This window comes from Amycolatopsis sp. NPDC021455, from assembly GCF_040640995.1.
Lineage (GTDB): Bacteria > Actinomycetota > Actinomycetes > Mycobacteriales > Pseudonocardiaceae > Amycolatopsis.
This window is the reverse complement of sequence record NZ_JBFACT010000002.1, coordinates 204,473-222,844: the sequence shown is the minus strand read 5'-3', so window position 1 is coordinate 222,844 and position 18,372 is coordinate 204,473. Positions and strand designations below refer to the sequence as shown.

The window sequence follows — 18,372 nt, the reverse complement described above, 5'->3', positions numbered from 1 at the left end:
AAGGAGTGACTGTGTTCTCAATCAAGAAGCTGGCCGTGGCGGCCGCGATCACCGCCACCGGGCTGGTGCTCGCCGCCTGCAGCGGCCCCACCGCCGACAACTCGAACAGCAGCGCCAGCTCTTCGGCCCCCGCCGCGGCGCCGAGCACGAGCGGTCCGCTGAAGGTCGCCGTCGTCACGCACGGCAGCGCCGGTGACGCCTTCTGGAACGTCGTGAAGAACGGCGCCGAGCAGGCGGGCAAGGACCTCGGCGTAGGCGTCGACTACTACTCCGACGGCGACCCCGGCAACCAGGCGAAGCTGATCGACAACGCCGTCGCGCAGAAGGTCGGCGGCCTGGTCGTGTCGATGGCGAACCCCCAGGCGCTGCAGACGTCGATCCAGAACGCCGTCAAGGCCGGCATCCCCGTCATCACCATCAACTCCGGTGAGGACTTCAGCGCCCAGTTCGGCGCCATCGCCCACGTCGGGCAGAGCGAAGGCCTCGCGGGCCAGGGCGCGGGCCAGCGGCTCAAGACGGCGGGCAAGACGAAGCTGCTGTGCGTCATCCACGAGGCCGGCAACATCGGCCAGAACCAGCGCTGCGACGGCGCGAAGCAGACCTTCGGCAACGTCACCACGCTGCAGGTCGACATCTCCAACCCGACCGACGCGCAGTCGCGGATCCGCGGCGCGCTGCAGTCCGACCCGTCGATCGACGCGGTGCTGGCACTGAACTCGCAGGTCGCGGCCCGCGCGGTGAGCGCGGCGAAGGAAGCGAACTCGAAGGCCCAGGTCGCGACGTTCGACCTGAACGCCGACGTCGTCGCGGCCATCAAGGACGGCAGCATCCTCTTCGCCGTCGACCAGCAGCAGTACGAGCAGGGCTACCTGCCGATCGTGTTCCTCAAGCTGTACAAGGAGAACGGCAACACCATCGGCGGCGGCCACCCGGTCCAGACCGGTCCCGGTTTCGTGGACAAGACCAACATCGACACCGTGGCCCCGTACGCGCAGCGCGGCACGCGATGACCGCAGCCATCCAGGCACAACCGGACGAGCGCATCGCCAGGAAAGGCCTGCTGGACCGGCTGGTCGTCCGGCCCGAGATCGGTGCGCTCCTCGGCGCGGTGCTGGTGTTCGTCTTCTTCTCCGTGGTCACCGGCCAGTTCCTCAGCCCGCTGGGCGTGGCGACCTGGCTGGACGACTCGTCGACCCTGGGCATCATGGCCGTCGTGGTCGCGCTGCTCATGGTCGGCGGCGAGTTCGACCTGTCGGCCGGTGTGATGACGGCGTCGACGTCGCTGGTCACGGCGATCCTGGCGACGCAGGCGGGCTGGAACGTCTGGCTCGCGCTGCTGGCGTCGCTGGTCTTCGCGCTCGGCGTCGGCGCGTTCAACGGCTGGCTGGTGATGAAGACCGGGCTGCCGAGCTTCATCGTCACGCTGGGGTCGTTCCTGGCCCTGCAGGGGCTCAACCTCGGCGTGACGCGGCTGGTCACCAACACCGTCCAGGTGTCGGGGATGCGCTCGACGAGCGGCTACGAATCGGCCGGCGGGCTGTTCGCGTCCACGTTCGACATCGGCGGCACGGAGTTCCAGTCGTCGATCGTGTGGTGGATCGTCGTCACGGCGATCGCCGCGTGGCTGCTGGTGCGGACCCGGTTCGGCAACTGGATCTTCGCGGTCGGCGGGTCGCAGGTGTCGGCCCGCTCGGTCGGCGTGCCGGTGGTGCGCACGAAGATCTTGCTGTTCATGGGCACCGCGCTCGGCGCGTGGCTGGTGGGATCGATCAACATCCTGCGCTTCGCCAGCGTCCAGGCGAACCAGGGCATTGGGCTGGAGTTCCAGTACATCATCGCGGCGGTGATCGGCGGCTGCCTGCTCACCGGCGGGTTCGGCTCGGCGGTGGGCGCGGCGATCGGCGCGCTGATCTTCGGCATGGCGCGCCAGGGCATCGTGTTCGCGCAGTGGAACAGCGACTGGTTCATGCTGTTCCTGGGCATCATGCTGCTGGCCGCGGTCCTGGTGAACAACGCCTTCCGGCGCCGCGCGGAAAGGGTCCGCCGATGAGCCTGATCGAAGTCAAAGACATCGGGAAGACGTACGGCAGCGTGATCGCGCTGCGCGATGTGTCCACTGTGGTCAACGCGGGCGAGGTGACCTGCGTGCTCGGCGACAACGGCGCCGGGAAGTCCACGCTGATCAAGATCCTCGCCGGGGTGCACCAGCACGACCGCGGCGAGTTCCTCGTGGAAGGCGAGCCCGTGCGGTTCGCCTCACCGCGTGAGGCCCTGGACCGCGGCATCGCGACCGTGTACCAGGACCTCGCGGTGGTGCCGCTGATGAGCGTCTGGCGGAACTTCTTCCTCGGCTCCGAGCCGACGACCGGGTTCGGCCCGTTCCGGATGCTCGACCGGAAGAAGGGCCGCGAGACGACCAAGAAGGCGCTGTCCGACATGGGCATCGACCTGCGGGACGTCGAGCAGCCGGTCGGGACGCTCTCGGGCGGTGAACGCCAGTGCGTCGCGATCGCGCGGGCGGTCTACTTCGGCGCGAAGGTGCTGATCCTCGACGAGCCGACGGCGGCTCTCGGCGTCAAGCAGGCCGGAGTCGTGCTGAAGTACGTCGCCCAGGCGCGCGACCGCGGCCTCGGCGTCGTGCTCATCACGCACAACCCGCACCACGCCTACCCGGTGGCCGACCGGTTCCTGCTGCTCAAGCGGGGTGCCGCGCTCGGGCACTACGAGAAGTCCGAGATCGACATCAACGAGCTGACCCGGCAGATGGCGGGCGGTGCCGAACTGGAAGCCCTCGAACACGAGCTGCGGCAGGTGGAAAAGGCGTGACCCTGGAAGCGTTGACGATCGGCCGGGTGGGGGTCGACCTCTACCCCGAGCAGAGCGGCGTCCCCCTGGCCGGGGTCAGCACGTTCGCCAAGTCGCTCGGCGGGACCGCGACCAACGTCGCGGTCGCCGCCGCGCGGCTCGGCCGCCGGACCGCGGTGCTCACCAAGGTCGGCCCGGACGGCTTCGGCGACTACGTCCGGCAGGCACTCGAGGGCTTCGGCGTCTCACCGGACTTCGTGAGCACCTCGCCGGACCTGCAGACGCCGGTGGTGTTCTGCGAGCTGAACCCGCCCGCGGACCCGCCCCTGCTGTTCTACCGCTCCCCCATCGCCCCGGACCTCACGCTCACCGACGAGGACGTGCCGTGGGACGTCGTCGGGTCGGTGCCGCTGCTGTGGGTCACCGGCACCGGCGTCTCCGCCGAACCCGCGCGGACGACCCAGCGCAAGATCCTCGAAGCCCGAGGACGGCGCGAACACACCGTCCTGGACCTGGACTACCGGCCGATGTTCTGGCCTTCGGTCGAAGACGCCCGCGAAGAGATCGGCGGGATGCTCGACCACGTCACGGTCGCGGTCGGCAACCGGGCCGAGGCGGAGGTCGCCGTCGGTACCGCGGACCCGGACACGGCCGCGGACCGGATGCTCGAACGCGGACTGCGCCTGGCGGTGATCAAGAAGGGCGCCGAAGGGGTCCTCGTGGCGACTCCGGACGGCCGCTGGACGGTGTCGCCGCAACGCGTCGAGGTCGTCTGCGGGCTCGGCGCCGGCGACGGCTTCGGCGGCGCCCTGATCCACGGGCTGCTCTCGGGCTGGGACCCGGTGCGCATCGCCGAGTACGCGAACGCGGCGGGCGCGCTCGTCGCGTCCCGGCTGGCCTGCGCCGACGCCATGCCGACGCCCGAGGAGATCGAGGAGCTGCTGTGATCCTCACGGACGAGCGCTGGAAGGAGCTCCTGCACGTCCGCGCCACGAACCCGGGCGCGGTCCGGCAGGCGTACGCGACGCGCAAGCGGCGTCCCCAGCTGTTGTCCGACAACGGCACCGTGTTCCTCGTCGCCGCCGATCACGAGGACCTGCCCGACCGGCGGACGCTGCTGGAGCGCCTGCTCGTCGCGTTGGAGAATCCGGCCGTCGACGGCGTCCTCGGCACCCCGGACATCGTCGAGGAGTTGCTCCTGCTCGGCGCGCTGCACGACAAGGTCGTCTTCGGGTCGATGAACCGCGACGACCGGTTCACCGGCTACGACGCCCGGACGCTGATCGACTGCGGCCTCGACGGCGGCAAGATGCTCCTGCGACCGGTCGACACCGCCCCCGCTTCGCAGGCCTGCGCCGACGCCGTCACCGAGCTGGCCGCGTACGGCCTGGTCGCCATGATCGAGCTGCGGGAGGATCCGGCGTCGCTGGCGCGGGCGGTCACCATCGCGTCCGGCCTCGGGACGACGTCGGCGCACACCTGGCTGCAGCTGCCACCCACCAGCTCTGCCGCCGTCCTCGGCGCCACGACGCTGCCGGTGGTGCTCGACGGCCTGCCGTCGGACGGGATGCTGTCGCACGAGGTCGTCCGCGGCCTGGTCATGGGTCACACCCGGCTCGGCGGGAACACCCGCGATGCTGTCGAAGCCGCCGCAAAGGTACTGGAGGCCGCGAAGTGAGCAAGCTGCACCGTCCACTCGGGACACTGTCCGACGACGCCGACCCGGTCCGGCTCACCCCGGACAGCGCGGGCTGGACGTTCACCGGGTTGCGGGTTCTCTCGCTGGCCCCCGGCGAGGTGCGGATCCTGCACACCGGCGAGTTCGAAGCGTTCGTGCTGCCGCTCACCGGCTCAGCGACCGTCCGCGTCGACGGGCAGGTCTTCGAACTCCGCGGTCGCGACTCGGTCTTCACCCGCGTGACGGACTTCGCGTACGTGCCCCGCGAAGCCGAAGTCGAGTTGTCGACAGTGGACGGTCTCGAGGTCGCGTTGCCGATGGCGCGCTGCACCCGCCGTCTGGAGGCGAAGTACGGCCCGGCCGAGAACGTGCCGGTCGAGGTCCGCGGTGCCGGGCAGGCGACGCGGCAGGTGACCAACTTCGGCGTGCCGGGAGTGTGGGACCACGCGGACAAGCTCAACGCGTGCGAGCTGATCACGCCGGGTGGCAACTGGTCGTCGTACCCGCCGCACAAGCACGACGAGGCGACCGAGTGCGAGGTCGTCAACGAGGAGATCTACTACTTCCGCATCGCCGGCCGGGACGGCGTGACGCCGTCGCGCGAAGGCTTCGGCCTGCACCGGACCTACACCGCGGACGGCGACCTGGACGAGGACGTCGCCGTCCGCGACCACGACGTCTTCCTGATCCCGCGCGGCTACCACGGCCCGTGCGTGGCCGCGCCGGGTTACCCGATGTACTACCTGAACGTCCTGGCCGGCCCGGCCGGCGAGCGGTCCATGGCGTTCTGCGACGACCCGGCGCACGGCTGGGTCCGCGACACGTGGGCGACGCAGGACCTCGATCCGCGTTGCCCGGTCACGAGTCACGAAGGGCGTGTTCAGTGAAGCTGACGACGGCACAGGCGCTGGTCCGCTGGATCCTCGCCCAGCGTTCGGAAACCCTGGACGGGCGCGAAGTCCCGCTGTTCCCCGGCGTGTTCGCCATCTTCGGGCACGGCAACGTCCTCGGCCTCGGCACCGCGCTGGAGGAACACCGCGGGGACATCCCGGTCTGGCGCGGGCACACCGAGCAGGGCATGGCGCTGGCCGCGGTCGGGTACGCGAAGGCCACGCACCGGCGGCAGGTCGGCGTCGTGACGTCGTCGATCGGGCCGGGCGCGCTCAACCTGGTCACCGCGGCCGGGGTCGCGCACGCGAACCGGCTGCCGGTGCTGCTGCTGCCGGGCGACACGTTCACCAGCCGGGCGCCGGACCCGGTGCTGCAGCAGATCGAACCGTTCGGGGACGCGACCGCGACGGTCAACGACGCGTTCCGAGCGGTCTCGCGCTACTTCGACCGGATCACCCGGCCGGAGCAGCTGCTCTCCACGTTGCCGCAGGTCGCGCGGGTGCTCACCGATCCGGCCGACGCCGGCCCGGTGACCCTGGCCCTGCCGCAGGACGTCCAGGCGGAGACGTACGACTTCCCGGAAGCGTTGTTCGAGCCGGTGACGCACCGGCCGCCGCGCCCACGTCCGGACCGGCGTTCGGTCACCGAGGCGGCCGGGGTCCTGCGTGCCGCGAAACGGCCGTTGATGGTGCTCGGCGGCGGTGTCCGGTACTCGGGTGCCGGGCGGCGAGCCCTCGACTTCGCCGAGCGGCACGGCATTCCCCTGGTAGAGACGACCGCGGGCCGCACGTTGATCCCGCACACCCACGAACTGCACGCGGGGCCGCTGGGCGTCACCGGTTCGACGTCGGCGAACGTAGTGGCGGCCGCGGCGGACGTCGTGCTCGCGGTCGGGACGCGGCTGCAGGACTTCACGACGGCGTCGTGGACGGTGTTCTCCCCGGACGTCCGCCTGGTGGCGCTCAACGCGGCCCGGTTCGACGCGGTCAAGCACGGGGCGCTGTCGGTCGTCGGAGACGCCGACGCTGGACTGACCGACCTCGCCGCCCAGCTGGAGAGCTGGCGGGTCGACCCGGCGTGGACCGCGCGGGCGGCGGACGAGCGGGCTTCCTGGGACGCGCACATCGACTCGCTGCGATCGGCCGCCGCGGAGCTGCCGGCGTATGCGCAGGTCGTCGGGGTGGTGAACGACCTGTCGGCACCGGAGGACTACGTCATGACGGCGTCCGGCGGCCTGCCGGGCGAGCTGATCGGCGGCTGGCGCGGATCCGGTTCGGTCTCGATGGACGTCGAGTACGGCTTTTCGTGCATGGGTTACGAGCTGTCGGGCGCGTGGGGCGCGGCGATCGCCCACCCGGGTCTCGTCACGACCCTGCTGGGCGACGGCTCGTACCTGATGCTGAACTCGGAGCTGTTCTCGGCCGCGTTCGCGGGCCACCCGTTCGTCGCGGTCGTGTGCGACAACGACGGATACGCGGTGATCGCGCGGCTCCAGGAGGGCCAGGGCGGCAAGCCGTTCAACAACTTCTACGCCGACTGCACGACTTCACACGCTTCGCCACCGCGAGTGGACTTCGCGCGTCACGCGGAGTCGCTGGGGTGCTTGGTGTTCTCCGCGTCCACAGTGGACTCACTGCGGGAGGCGTACGGCGAGGCCCGCAAGGCGGCCGTGGCCGAGCAGCGTCCGGCGGTGGTCGTGGTGAAGACGCAGCCGTCGACGTGGACCGAAGCCGGAGCCTGGTGGGAGGTCGGGGTGCCGGAGCACCTCGCGGGCCGGGACGGCTACGAGCGGGCGAAGGCGGACCAGGTGCGCTACCTCCGGTCTTGACGGACGGATGACACCGGTTCGGCTGGTATCCGGTGTCACCGCCCGGACCTCCGCGCAGCATGGACCGTGGCCACAGACCCGTGCGAAGACCTGAGTCCGTGCCTCCCGTACCTGACCGGGCGCGCTCCGGTCAGCGCAGCCTGCGCGAGCGGGCCGAAAACCGTCGTCTCCCCGGCCTCGACCCCGGCCGACCGCAGGACGCTCTGCGGTTGCCTCAAATCGGCGGCGAGCACCATCTCGGCCGACCCGAAGCGCTGGGCGGCCTTACCGCGGATCGCGGGCGTGCGCTCCACGATGCCCGGACACGGACTGCTCGAGCCGCCCCACCTGCCCCTGACCCCGCGGGGCGCCCCCCGTTTTCCACTTTACCGGAGGGCACCGACATTTCCGGTCGTCGTCCGCACCCGCGGCCGCAGCGTGAACCCGCTCGGCTTGAGCGTCAGCGACTCGACGATCTTCAGCTCATACCCCGGGTCGATCTCGAAGTCGTAGCGCTGCAAGACGGTCCCGAGGGCCAGCACCGCTTCGTGCAGTGCGAACTGGCGGCCGATGCAAGCCCGCTCGCCCGTCCCGAACGGCTTGTAAGCCTGCGCCGGCCGCTTCTTCACCGCAGCGGGCTCGAACCGGTCCGGGTCGAACTTCTCCGGATCCGCCCAGACCGCGGGGTCGCGGTGGAGCAGCGGGAGCGGCACGACCACCCAGTCGCCCTTGCGCATCCGGTACTTCCCGCCGAGCACGACGTCTTCACGGGCCGCGCGGGCGTAACCCGGCGCCGTCGGCCAGAGCCGCATCGCCTCGTCGAGCACGCGACGCACGTAACGCAGCTTCGCGACGTCGGAGAACGCCGGCTCGCGGCCGCCCCACACCGCGTCGACCTCCGCGCGAGCCTTTGCCAGCAGCTCGGGGTGGCGGGTCAGGTAGTACAGCGCGAACGACAGCGCGCCGGACGTCGTCTCGTGGCCGGCGACGACGAAGGTGATCGCCTGGTTGCGGATGTTCACCGGGTCCAGCCGCTCGCCGGTCACCGGGTGGCCTTCGGTGAGCATCAGGCCGAGCAGGTCACGGCTCTCCTCACCGCCGCGGCGCCGCTCGGCGATGACCTCGTCGACCAGGTTCGTCATGGTCGCGATGTCGGCGCGGTTCTGCGCGGCCGACCCAGCGAACGCGCGCCGGACGAACGGCAGCTTGGCGTTCTGCAGCTGCGCGAACCGCAGTGCCCGGAGCATCGCCGTGACGAACGGGTGCGGCTCGGCGCGCTCGAAGGACCCGAACCGGTAGCCGAACCCGGCCAGGCCGATCGTTTCCAGGGTCAGCCGGGTCATGTCGGCGGAGACGTCGACCGGCCCGGTCGCCGCGTCCCACGCCGCCACGAGCTCGCGGGCGGCGTCCAGCATCACCGGGTGGTAGCGGCGCATCGCCTCGGCGGAAAAGGCCGGCTGCAGGATGTCGTGCGCCAGCCGCCAGTTCGGCTCGTGCGTGTGCGCGGTGAACAGGCCGTCGCCGCCGAGCGCGCGCAGGTTCTCGACACCCATGCCGACGTGCTTGCCGAACTTCGTCTCGTCGTTCAGCTCGGTGACCAGGTCGACGCCGGAGACCAGGACGACCTCGATGTCGAAGAATTTCCGGCTGAAGATCGGCCCGAGCCGCTTCCCGAGGCGCACGGTGTCCTGCAGTGGTGTGCGCGGGTTCGCCCCGAACAGGTCGCCGACCACCGGCAGGCGGCCCGGACGGTGCGGAATCCCGATGGTGTCCACGACTGCTCCCTATTGAACCGAATCCAATAAGGCCACGATCCCCCGCTACTGAACCCGTGTCAAGTAAGCTCGGGGCATGCGGACGAGGCTGAGCACCGAGCAGCGGCGCGAGCAGCTGCTGGCCATCGGCGCCGGCTTGTTCGCGAACCGGCCGTACGACGAGGTGTGGATCGACGAGGTCGCCGAAATAGCGCAGGTCTCGCGCGGCCTGCTGTACCACTACTTCCCGACCAAGAAGGACTTCTTCGCGGAGATCGTCCGCGGCCAGCGCGACCAGCTCCTGGAGATGAGCGCGCCCGACCCGGCGCTGCCGGTGACCGAGCAGCTGCGGGCCGGGCTCGACGTCTACCTGGAGTTCGCGCGCACCCACCCCGACGGCTACCGGATCGTGCACCGCGCGGCCGGCGCCGCCGACGGCGAGATCCGGGAGATCCGCGAGGCGGGGATGGCCGCCAACGCCGACCGCATCCTGGCCGCGCTCGCCGAGCTGACCACCGTCACCGAGACGACGCGGGTGGCCGTCCGCGGCTGGCTGACGTTCGTCGCCACGGTGATCCTCGACTGGCTCGACCAGCCGAAGATCACCCAGGACGAGCTGCGCGACCTCTGCGTCCGGACGCTGTTCGCGGCGGTCGGCGTCACCCCGTGACAGCCGGCGACGACGCGTCCGCGAGGAGTTTCCGCGGCGCGCCGGAGCCGTCCGCCGGGACCGCCCAGACGGCGTTCTCCAGTCCGTAGAGGACGGTGTGGTCATCCTGCCAGAGCGCCTGGTCGTCGACGCTGCGGGTCTCGGCGAGCGCGGTCTCCCGCATGGTCGCGAGGTCCAGCACCGAGAGCCGCCAGGCACCTTCGCCGACCTTCTTCTTGAAGGCGACGCGCTTGCCGTCCGGTGACAGCGACGGGCACTCGACGTTCTCCCTGATCGCCTTCCCGCGATAACGCGCGTAGTCGGCTTCGACGAGGTACGTCTTGCCCTTGCTGCCCAGGGTGGCGTAGAAGCGGCGGCCGTCAGGGGCGAACGTGATGCCCCAGTAGTTGACGTCGGAGGCGAAGTAGCGGTCATCGCCGAGGAACACCGGCAACTCTTCGATCGTCTTGACGAGCCGTCCGGTGCCGAGGTCGTAGAGCCCGGCGCGGGTCGAAAAACCGGTCTGCGAGTACGAATCGCCGGTGACGAACAGTGTCCAGTAGACGCGCTTGCCGTCCGGCGAAACCCGGGCGCGGCTCGGCGTGCCCGGCAACGTCTCGGTGTGGCGGACGCCGAGGTGGTCGTCGAGGACGAGGACGTCGGTCACGGCCGGGAGCGTGCCCGGCCGCACGGCCAGGCACACCGCGGTCTGTTTCGCGACGGCGAACCGGTCGCACTTCAGGCCGCCGAGTTTCTTGCCGTCCTGCCCGAGCGGGGCAGCTCCGACGCGACCGGTGGCGGTGTCGCGGAAGAGCAACTGCCCCGGTGCCAGGGTCAGCTGCGCGGCGGGTTCGGCGTCCGCGGTGCCGTGCCGGGCGCTGACGGTGTACGTGACGGCGGCGGCGACCAGGAGCGCGGTGCCGGTGAGGGCGAGGACGAGTTTCTTCACGGCCGCACCGGCTTCACGAACGCGGCGGCGAGCGCGACGGCGGCCAGGCAGGCCGCCGCGACGAGCACCGCGGGCCGCAGGTCCCACAGCGTCCACGCCAGTCCGAAGAGGACGGACGAGAGCATCCGGGCCACGGCCTGCCCGGTCTGGACGACGGCCATCCCGGTGGCCCGCAGGCCGGCCGGGATGAGCGGCCCGGCGGCGGCCATCAGGACGCCGTCGGTGGCCGCGTAGAACACGCCGTGCAGGCCGAGCGCGACGACGGCGAGCGCCGCGGTGGCCGGACCGCAGAGCAGGAGAAGGGCCACGACCAGCGCGGCGTGCCCGCCGAGGAACACCGGCCAGCGGCCGACGCGGTCGGCGAGCCTGCCGAGCGGCACGGCCAGCACCAGGTAGACCCCGGCGGTCCCCAGCGGCAGCAGCGGGAAGAACGTCGCCGCGATGTCCCACCGGCGCTGGAGGACGAGGTAGACGAAGGAGTCGCCGACCGTCACCAGGCCGAGCAGGGCGGTCCACAGCGTCACGCGCCGGAAGTCCTTGTGTTTCAGGAGACCGAACGCAGCTCTGGCCGATACCGGCGCGCGGTCGACCGCGCCGGGGCGGTCGCGGACGAACAGGACCAGGAGGAGCACGGCGACCGCCGCGACGCAGAAGCTGGTGAAGAACACGCTCGGGTAGCTGCCGAGGCTCAGGGCGAGGACCGCCATCGCCACCAGCGGGCCGAGGAACGCGCCGACGGTGTCGAGCGCGCGGTGCACCCCGAACGACCGGCCGAGCGCGCCCGGTTCGCTGCTGAGGGAGATCAGCGCGTCGCGCGGGGCGGTGCGCATCCCCTTCCCGGTGCGGTCGGCGGCGAGGACGACGCCGATCGCCGCGACCGACGAGCCGGCCGCGACCAGGCCGAGCTTGCACACCGCGGACAAGCCGTACCCGAACCCGGCGACCGCCTTGAGCCGCCGCCACCGGTCGGCGAGGTGCCCGCCGAGCACCCGCACGACCGCGGTGGCGCCCGCGTAGAGGCCGTCGAGCAGGCCGAACTGCAGCGGGTTCAGGCCGAGGCCGAGCACCAGGTAGAGCGGGAGGACGGCGGTGACCATCTCCGACGAGACGTCGGTGACCAGGCTGACCACGCCCAGCGCCACGACGTTGGCGGAGACTCTCTTGAGGGTCGTCTTCCGCTCGGTGCCGGCCGCCACGTCCGAGGTACGGCTTGCCGCGATGTACATGCCCGGGCCTCCTAGTGGCAGGTGTAGGTCGGGCTGCTGTCGAGGACCTTGCCGTCGACGCCGATGAACTGCGTCTGGAACGACGTGTCCGTCATCGACAGCTTGAGGACGCCGTAGGTCTTGAGCAGCTTGGCGGTCGTCGGGTGGGCGGGGCTGAGGTTGTACAGGGTGGCGCCACCCGAACCGCCGACGATTTCGACCGGGCCTTCTCGATCGGCGTTGCCGTCGGCGTTCTGCGGGACGAACCGCTCGTAGTCGTGGTCGTGACCGTTGAGGACGAGGTCGGCCTTGTTGGCCACCAGGATGTTCCACAGCTCGGTGCTGTCGGTGTTGTCACCGTGGTCGCCGGAGCTCCACCGCGGGTGGTGGTAGTACGCGGCGACGCAGCCCTTGGTGTTGCGGGCCAGATCCTGCTTCAGCCAGGTGATCTGCGGCGGCTCGGCGAACTCGTCGTGGGTGACGAAGTCGTTGGAGTCCAGGGCGATGAAGTGCCAGTTGCCCATTTCCCAGCTGTAGTACCGCTGGCCGTTGGGCTTGGCGATGGCGCCGAAGTACTGGTCGTAGCCCGTGAACCCGGAGTAGGACTCGTGGTTGCCGGGGACCGGGTGGGTGATGCTCTTGAACTTGCCCCACGTTTTGTCGTAGTAGTTCTTGAAGTCGGACAGGGTGGGTTCGTCGTACTGGTTGTCGCCCATGGTGATCACGGCCGCGGGGGCCAGGTTTTCGACGAGCTTCGCGGTTTTCGGGTGGATACAGCCGGAACTGCTCGCGGTGCACTGTTCGGCGATGTCGCCGGCGGCGGCGAGGACGAAGCTCGTCCCGCTGCCCGCGGCGGTTTTCGCGGTGATCGACGTGCTGGCCGGCGACGTGTTGCCGGCGGCGTCGCGCGCGCGGACGGCGTAGGTGTAGGCGGTGTCCGGCGTGAGCCCGGTGTCGGTGTAGGACGGCGTCGTGCTGGTCGCGACGGCCGTGCCGTTGCGGAGGATGTCGTACCCGGCGACCCCGACGTTGTCGGTCGCGGCGTTCCACGTCAGCGCGACGCTCGTGGCGGTGGTCGTCGCCGCGGCGAGGCCGGTCGGCGTGGTCGGGGCCTGGGTGTCGCCCGAGGAGTCCGTGGTGCCGAAGACCTGCATCTCCCAGAAGGAGTAGCCGTAGCCGGTGCCGCGGGTGAGGCCCACGAAGCGGACGTACCGGCCGTGGGCGTCGAGGCCGCCGAGGTCGTCGATCTTGCCGTCACCGGTGTCGACGGTGGCGGCCGTGGTGAACGACGTGCCGTCGTCGGAGACCTCGATCCGGTACTTCTTCGCGTAGGCGGCTTCCCAGTTGAGGAGCACGCGGTGGATGGTGGCGGCCTGGCCGAGGTCGATCCGCAGCCACTGCGGGTCGGAGCCTTCGGCGCTGGCCCAGCGGGTGGTGGTGCTGCCGTCGACGGCCTTGGCGCCGGTGTACGAAGAGCTCTCGACGGTCGATGTGGCAACGGGCTTTCCCTGCGACAGCAGGACATCGGTGGCCAACGGGGTGGCGGCCGCGGCGATCGCCGAGGGCAGCAGCACCACGGCGGCGAGTACCGGGGTGAGTCGGGCAAGTGGACGTAGTCGTGTGGAAGGCACGTCGCGCTCCTTACGGGCCTGGCGGTGGCTGGTGGGCTGCGGCGTCGGGTGAACGTTCGGCAAACAGTTAGGAAAGTTTCCTAACTACTCGGACTGTAACGACGTGCCGTTCCGGGTGACAAGACTTGTCTTGCCCTTGAATCGGTCAAGAGGGTGAGTTTTTCGGGATTTTCGCTGCTCAGCGCGTGTGTCGTTGAGCGGGATACTGCCCCGTGGCGCGGGATTCAGTTCGCTTCGGGTGGCGCCTGCAGACCGGAGAAGACCGTGGCGATCAGGCGTCGTCCTTGCGCGGCGCCCTCGTCGTTGTTCGCGACACGCCAGAGGAAGCTCATGAGCATGATGATGTCGGCGGGATCGTGCCCGGGCGCGATGGTGCCTTCGGCGACGCAGGCGTCGACGAGCTTCTTGACCGCCGCGGTGGTGGGTGCCCACGAAGCATCGATGAGCTCCTGGGCCGCGGCGCTGTGCAGCGCGTCGCCGAGGCCGTGCTTGATGCGGATGTAGGCCGACAGGGTCTCGAACCACTCGACGAAGGCGGCCTTCGCGGACGAATGACGGGCCAGCACGTCGTCGGCGGTGGTCGTCAGGCGTTCGATGTCGTGCTGGTAGGCCGCGAGGATCAGGTCTTCGCGCGTCGGGAAGTGGCGGTAGAGGGTGCCGGCGCCGACGCCGGCGCGCTTGGCGACCTCGCTCAGCGGCACCAGCGGGTTCCGCGCGAACAGCTCGTGGGCGGCCTCGATGATCGCGACACGGTTGCGCGCGGCGGCCTTGCGCTGGGTGCCGTACGTCCCGTCGGTCATGCCCCGATCATGCCTCATCTTTGACATGCGGAGAATCCTCCGCTAGTTTCGGGGACACATCCGGAGAATCCTCCGCGAGTTGACCGTCAGGAGAACCCCATGCGTTACGTGAAGCTCGGCACCACCGGTCTGGACGTCTCACCCATCGCGATCGGCGCCATGACCTACGGCGAACCCGACCGCGGCCACCCCGTCTGGTCCCTCGGCGAGGAGCAGGCCCGGCCCCTGATCAAGCACGCCCTCGAGGCGGGCATCAACTTCTTCGACACCGCGAACATGTACTCGAACGGGTCCAGCGAGGAGATCCTCGGCCGCGCACTGAAGGACTTCGCCGACCGCGACGACGTCGTGATCGCCACGAAGCTGCGCCACCCCATGCGCCCCGGCCCCAACGGAAAAGGCTTGTCCCGCAAGGCGATCATGACGGAGGTGGACCACTCGCTGCGCCGGCTCGGCACGGACTACATCGACCTCTACCAGGTCCACCGCAACGACCACGAGACACCGCTCGAAGAGACCCTCGAAGCCCTCAGCGACCTGGTGAAGGCCGGGAAGGTGCGCTACCTGGGCGCGTCGTCGATGTTCGCCTGGGAGTTCGCCAAGGCCCTGCACCTGCAGAAGCAGCACGGCTGGGCCCGGTTCGTGTCCATGCAGGACCACTACAACCTGCTGGCCCGCGAGGAAGAACGCGAGATGATCCCGCTGTGCCTCGACGAAGGCGTCGGCACGATCATCTGGAGCCCGCTGGCCCGCGGCCGCCTCGCCCGCGCCTGGGACGACGCGAAGTCGACCGCCCGTTCCGACACCGACGGGGCTTACGCGGACCTGCTCTATTCGCCCGCGGAAGAGGCGTCGAACCGCGCGATCATCGACGCGGTCGGAAAGGTCGCGGCCGCCCACGGCGTGAGCCGCGCATCCATCGCCCTGGCGTGGCTGCACCGCCAGCCGGTCGTCACGGCACCACTTGTCGGCGCCGGTTCGACCCGGCAGATCGACGACGCGGTGGCGTCGCTGGACGTCGAACTCACCGACTCGGACGTGCGTGCCCTCACCGCTCCCTACACGCCGCGGTACGACTGGCAGGGCGTCTCGGACGAAGCGACCATGGCGGCTGTCCGCGCTCGTATCCCGGGCATGTCTCTGACCTGAATCTGTTGCTATACAAGGAAAACGGGTCCCCGGGGAAGATCACCCGTTTCAGCGATGCTGTTCGCACTGATGTTCGGTAGCTTGGGTGTATGGCTCCTACCACGGCCGTCTTCGGCTTCCGGCGAAGACCCTCACCGCAGCAGCTTCCGGATCTCGGTCACCGCGGCGCGGCCCGCCCGGTTGGCCCCGACCGTGCTCGCCGAAGGCCCGTACCCCACCAGGTGCAGGCGCGGTTCGAGCACGACCCGCGTGCCGTCCATGCGGATCCCGCCACCGGGTTCGCGGACGTGCAGCGGCGCGAGGTGGTCGATCGCCGCGCGGAAGCCGGTGGCCCAGAGGATCACGTCGGCGTCGAACCGCTCGCCGTCGGACCAGACGACGCCTTCGGGCGTGATGCGTTCGAACATCGGCCGCCGGTCGAGGATCCCGGCGGCACGGGCGGCGCGCACCTCCGGCGTCACGGCCAGATCGGTCACGCTGACAACGCTTTCGGGCGGCAGCCCGGCGCGCACCCGTTCGTCGACCTTGGCGACGGCACCGCGTCCCCAGTTCTCGTTGAAGGGCTCGTCCCGCCACACGGGCGGCCGGCGGGTGACCCAGGCCGTCGCGCGGGCGAGCGGCGCGAACTCCATGAGCAACTGGACGGCGGAGGTCCCACCCCCGACGACGACCACGCGCCGGCCCCGGAAGTCTTCCGGTCCGGTGTAGTCGGCGGTGTGCAGCTGACGTCCGGCGAAGGTCTCCTGGCCGGGATAGCGCGGCCAGAAGGGACGGTCCCAGGTCCCGGTGGCGCTGATGACGGCACGCGCGGCCCAGGACTCGGCGGGGCTGGAAACCACCAGCCGGTCCCCCGCCCGCGTCACCGACTGGACGTCGACGGGCCGGAGCACGGGGAGGTCGTAAACGCTTTCGAAGCGCGCGAAGTACTCGGAAACGACTTCGGAGGCGGGACGCGTCGCGTCCGGAGTGCCGAGTGCCATGCCGGGCAGGTCGTGGATGCCGTGCACCTTCCCGAGAACCAGCGACGGCCACCGGTACTGCCAGGCACCCCCGGCCCGCTTCCCGTGGTCCAGCACGACGAACCCGCTCCGGTTGGCGAACCCGGCCCGCCGAAGGTGATAGGCGGCGGACAACCCGGCCTGCCCGGCTCCGATCACCACCACGTCCGTCTCGTGATCCGCGCTCATGCCCAGTGCAACGCTCGCCCGGGCCGGGTATTTCGCCCGATTCATCACACGGCAGCGAGGTCCCGGCCGGACTCCGTGCCGAGCCAGGTGATTCGCGCCGGCACGGGCGGCCTTCCGGCGAGCAGACCCGGACCACCGCCAGGCAAACCCCATCTGCCCACCGGAAGGAGGCGAACCCGCCCTCACACCGCGACCCGGTTGCGCCCGGCCTCCTTGGCCCGATACAGCGCCGCGTCGGCCGTGCGGAGCACGTCGTCGAGAGCCGGGCCCGCGTCCGGATGGCGCGCGACCCCGATCGACACCGACAGGCCACTCACCCGCACCGTCCCGGTCCCCGTCGAGATCACCACGTTCAGCTCGCCCACCGCCGCGCGCACGCGCTCGGCGATGGCGAGCACGTCGGCGCGGCCGATACCCGGAAGCAGCACCACGAACTCCTCACCGCCGAACCGGCCCACCGTGTCGCCCTGGCGCACCGAACCGGAGATCGCCACCGCGACGGCCGCCAGCACGTCGTCGCCGGTCAGGTGGCCGTAAGTGTCGTTGATCCGCTTGAAGTGGTCGAGGTCGATCATCAGCACCGCGAAGCCCCCGTCGGTGCCGCGGCGCTGCGCGCGGGCGTGCTCGCGCACCGCGGATTCGTGCCAGCCCGCGGTGTTGAGCAACCCGGTCTTCTCGTCGGTGACGGCCGCGACCTGCAGCTGCTGCTTCAGCAGCAGGTAGCGGTGCAGCAACAGCAACGGCGCCACGACGAACAACACCAGCACCGGCTGCTCGACCAGCGCGAGGGCGGCGAGCCCGCCGAGACAGAGGGTCGCCAGCTCGAACGCGTTGTCCTCCCACGTGCCGACGAGGTCGGCCGCCGAGCGCTGGCTGGTGTACAGGTAGATGCCGGCCGCCACCAGGCCGACGTTCACCAGCTCGAACACCGCTGCGGCCAGGCAGAGCGCGAACAACCCGCGCGGCGTCTGCAACGGCGTCCCGTGCAAGCCCAAGACCGCGAGAACGGAGGAAGCAGCGAAGCAGGAGAGCATCGCCCAGGCCGTGCTGGCGACGAAACGGTGAGCGGGCCGGGTACGGACCTGTCGCCACACTCGAACCCACAGGTGCGTGTAGAGGACGACGGCCAGCAGCGCCACCCAAGCCGGCGGGAGCAGGACGACCCCGGCGAGGTACCAGACGGAGGTGACGTTGATGTGCGTCTGCCCGCTCATCCAGCGGCGCAACCGCTCGATGCGGCGCGACATCTCGGCCTGTGCCACCCCGAGGGCGACCAGCACGGCGAACCACACGGGACGCACGGGTCCACCGAACCCGCCGACCAGCGCGGCTCCGGTCGCGACGACGGCGAGCAGTTCGCAGCCGAGGGCATAGGCGATCCAGCGGGTCTTGGCACCGCCCCACATCGCCCACCGCACAGGCCACCCCGGCCAGGCGGAAAGCGCATCCCGGCGCACGGCGGCCTGCGCTCTCAAGAGCCGAGGCCACAGACGTGACGAACCGGCATCGTGACGTACCCCTCGCGCGAAGTTCGGCCGACCAGGTAGCCCAGCGTAGCCGTTCCGGCGAGCCGCGTCGCCGGTCCGGGGGAATTGCGGTCAGCGCACCTGCCCGAAGACCCGCCCAGGGTAGATCAGCCCACCTCAGCCCCCACCGGCAGCACACCGAGGGGGCGCGCCAGCCCGCCCACCGGCGCGGATCAGCTCACGTGCGCAGAGCGCACGTGAGCCCAACCAGGGCGGCAACCCCGGCCAGCACGGCCCCACCCGCTTGAACGGCAGCGGGAATCCCGCCCAGCCCACGCACCCGGCGCAGATCAGCTGACCTGCGCAGCGTGCGCACGAACGCCGGAAATCCCGGCGACCCC

Annotated in this window: 16 protein-coding genes; 9 read left to right on the top strand and 7 right to left on the bottom strand. The window is 70.5% G+C overall.

Annotation, left to right across the window (positions count from 1 at the left end; all coding sequences use genetic code 11):
• The first annotated feature begins 11 nt into the window (after positions 1-11).
• The 7 genes from AB0G28_RS04060 to iolD are packed head-to-tail and all read left to right on the top strand — an operon-like array spanning position 12 to position 7,202.
• Entirely contained in the window at positions 12-1,010 is a 999-nt protein-coding gene (locus tag AB0G28_RS04060; RefSeq protein WP_361082742.1) for a sugar ABC transporter substrate-binding protein, read from the top strand.
• Positions 1,007-2,050 carry an ABC transporter permease gene (locus tag AB0G28_RS04055; protein ID WP_361082740.1) on the top strand — a complete coding sequence of 348 codons (1,044 nt, stop codon included), beginning with the start codon at positions 1,007-1,009 and terminating at the stop codon, positions 2,048-2,050. Before AB0G28_RS04060 ends, AB0G28_RS04055 begins: the two co-directional genes overlap by 4 nt.
• Positions 2,047-2,826 (top strand): ATP-binding cassette domain-containing protein, encoded by a 780-nt coding sequence (locus tag AB0G28_RS04050; RefSeq protein WP_361082738.1) that lies wholly within the window; start codon positions 2,047-2,049, stop codon positions 2,824-2,826. The genes AB0G28_RS04055 and AB0G28_RS04050 overlap by 4 nt, the downstream gene beginning before the upstream one ends.
• Positions 2,823-3,752: a 5-dehydro-2-deoxygluconokinase gene (gene iolC, locus AB0G28_RS04045; protein ID WP_361082736.1), complete on the top strand. Its 930-nt coding sequence runs from the start codon at positions 2,823-2,825 to the stop codon at positions 3,750-3,752. The genes AB0G28_RS04050 and iolC overlap by 4 nt, the downstream gene beginning before the upstream one ends.
• Entirely contained in the window at positions 3,749-4,483 is a 735-nt protein-coding gene (locus AB0G28_RS04040) for an aldolase (RefSeq protein ID WP_361082734.1), read from the top strand. The genes iolC and AB0G28_RS04040 overlap by 4 nt, the downstream gene beginning before the upstream one ends.
• Positions 4,480-5,370, top strand: coding sequence for a 5-deoxy-glucuronate isomerase (iolB, locus tag AB0G28_RS04035; RefSeq protein WP_361082732.1), 891 nt, complete (start codon positions 4,480-4,482; stop codon positions 5,368-5,370). The genes AB0G28_RS04040 and iolB overlap by 4 nt, the downstream gene beginning before the upstream one ends.
• Complete coding sequence (iolD, locus tag AB0G28_RS04030) at positions 5,367-7,202, top strand: 3D-(3,5/4)-trihydroxycyclohexane-1,2-dione acylhydrolase (decyclizing) (protein WP_361082730.1); 1,836 nt, start codon at positions 5,367-5,369, stop codon at positions 7,200-7,202. Before iolB ends, iolD begins: the two co-directional genes overlap by 4 nt.
• A gap of 365 nt (positions 7,203-7,567) precedes the next feature.
• Here the strand turns inward: iolD and AB0G28_RS04025 are convergent, their stop codons facing one another.
• A complete protein-coding gene (locus AB0G28_RS04025) occupies positions 7,568-8,956 on the bottom strand; it encodes a cytochrome P450 (protein WP_361082728.1) in 1,389 nt (462 codons plus the stop codon).
• Between the two features lie 76 nt (positions 8,957-9,032).
• Between AB0G28_RS04025 and AB0G28_RS04020 the strand changes: the two genes are divergently transcribed.
• Positions 9,033-9,605 carry a TetR/AcrR family transcriptional regulator gene (locus AB0G28_RS04020; protein WP_361082726.1) on the top strand — a complete coding sequence of 191 codons (573 nt, stop codon included), beginning with the start codon at positions 9,033-9,035 and terminating at the stop codon, positions 9,603-9,605.
• Here AB0G28_RS04020 and AB0G28_RS04015 read toward each other — a convergent pair.
• From AB0G28_RS04015 to AB0G28_RS04000, 4 genes are all read right to left on the bottom strand, one after another.
• Entirely contained in the window at positions 9,595-10,533 is a 939-nt protein-coding gene (locus AB0G28_RS04015; RefSeq protein WP_361082724.1) for a hypothetical protein, read from the bottom strand. The two genes, AB0G28_RS04020 and AB0G28_RS04015, sit on opposite strands and share 11 nt — an antisense overlap.
• Entirely contained in the window at positions 10,530-11,759 is a 1,230-nt protein-coding gene (locus tag AB0G28_RS04010; protein WP_361082722.1) for an MFS transporter, read from the bottom strand. The genes AB0G28_RS04015 and AB0G28_RS04010 overlap by 4 nt, the downstream gene beginning before the upstream one ends.
• An 11-nt stretch (positions 11,760-11,770) precedes the next feature.
• Positions 11,771-13,369 (bottom strand): discoidin domain-containing protein, encoded by a 1,599-nt coding sequence (locus AB0G28_RS04005; RefSeq protein ID WP_361082720.1) that lies wholly within the window; start codon positions 13,367-13,369, stop codon positions 11,771-11,773.
• A 224-nt stretch (positions 13,370-13,593) separates the two neighbouring features.
• The gene (locus tag AB0G28_RS04000; protein WP_361082718.1) at positions 13,594-14,169 is read right to left on the bottom strand and encodes a TetR/AcrR family transcriptional regulator; all 576 of its coding nucleotides are present in this window, start codon (positions 14,167-14,169) and stop codon (positions 13,594-13,596) included.
• 99 nt (positions 14,170-14,268) lie between these two features.
• On the opposite strand from AB0G28_RS04000, the gene AB0G28_RS03995 reads away from it, so the two are divergent.
• The gene (locus AB0G28_RS03995; RefSeq protein ID WP_361082716.1) at positions 14,269-15,318 is read left to right on the top strand and encodes an aldo/keto reductase; all 1,050 of its coding nucleotides are present in this window, start codon (positions 14,269-14,271) and stop codon (positions 15,316-15,318) included.
• Positions 15,319-15,449: 131 nt separating this feature from the next.
• Here the strand turns inward: AB0G28_RS03995 and AB0G28_RS03990 are convergent, their stop codons facing one another.
• Both AB0G28_RS03990 and AB0G28_RS03985 read right to left on the bottom strand, forming a co-directional pair.
• Entirely contained in the window at positions 15,450-16,505 is a 1,056-nt protein-coding gene (locus tag AB0G28_RS03990) for an NAD(P)-binding domain-containing protein (protein WP_361082714.1), read from the bottom strand.
• A gap of 182 nt (positions 16,506-16,687) precedes the next feature.
• Positions 16,688-17,923, bottom strand: coding sequence for a GGDEF domain-containing protein (locus tag AB0G28_RS03985; protein WP_361082712.1), 1,236 nt, complete (start codon positions 17,921-17,923; stop codon positions 16,688-16,690).
• Positions 17,924-18,372 lie beyond the last annotated feature (449 nt).

Bases quoted from the DNA above. Each gene is read 5' to 3' on its own strand.
- AB0G28_RS03995 (WP_361082716.1), top strand. From the start codon at position 14,269: ATGCGTTACGTGAAGCTCGGCACCACCGGTCTGGACGTCTCACCCATC.
- AB0G28_RS04055 (WP_361082740.1), top strand. From the start codon at position 1,007: ATGACCGCAGCCATCCAGGCACAACCGGACGAGCGCATCGCCAGGAAA.
- AB0G28_RS04050 (WP_361082738.1), top strand. From the start codon at position 2,047: ATGAGCCTGATCGAAGTCAAAGACATCGGGAAGACGTACGGCAGCGTG.
- AB0G28_RS04010 (WP_361082722.1), bottom strand. From the start codon at position 11,759: ATGTACATCGCGGCAAGCCGTACCTCGGACGTGGCGGCCGGCACCGAG.
- AB0G28_RS03990 (WP_361082714.1), bottom strand. From the start codon at position 16,505: ATGAGCGCGGATCACGAGACGGACGTGGTGGTGATCGGAGCCGGGCAG.
- AB0G28_RS04020 (WP_361082726.1), top strand. From the start codon at position 9,033: ATGCGGACGAGGCTGAGCACCGAGCAGCGGCGCGAGCAGCTGCTGGCC.
- AB0G28_RS04000 (WP_361082718.1), bottom strand. From the start codon at position 14,169: ATGACCGACGGGACGTACGGCACCCAGCGCAAGGCCGCCGCGCGCAAC.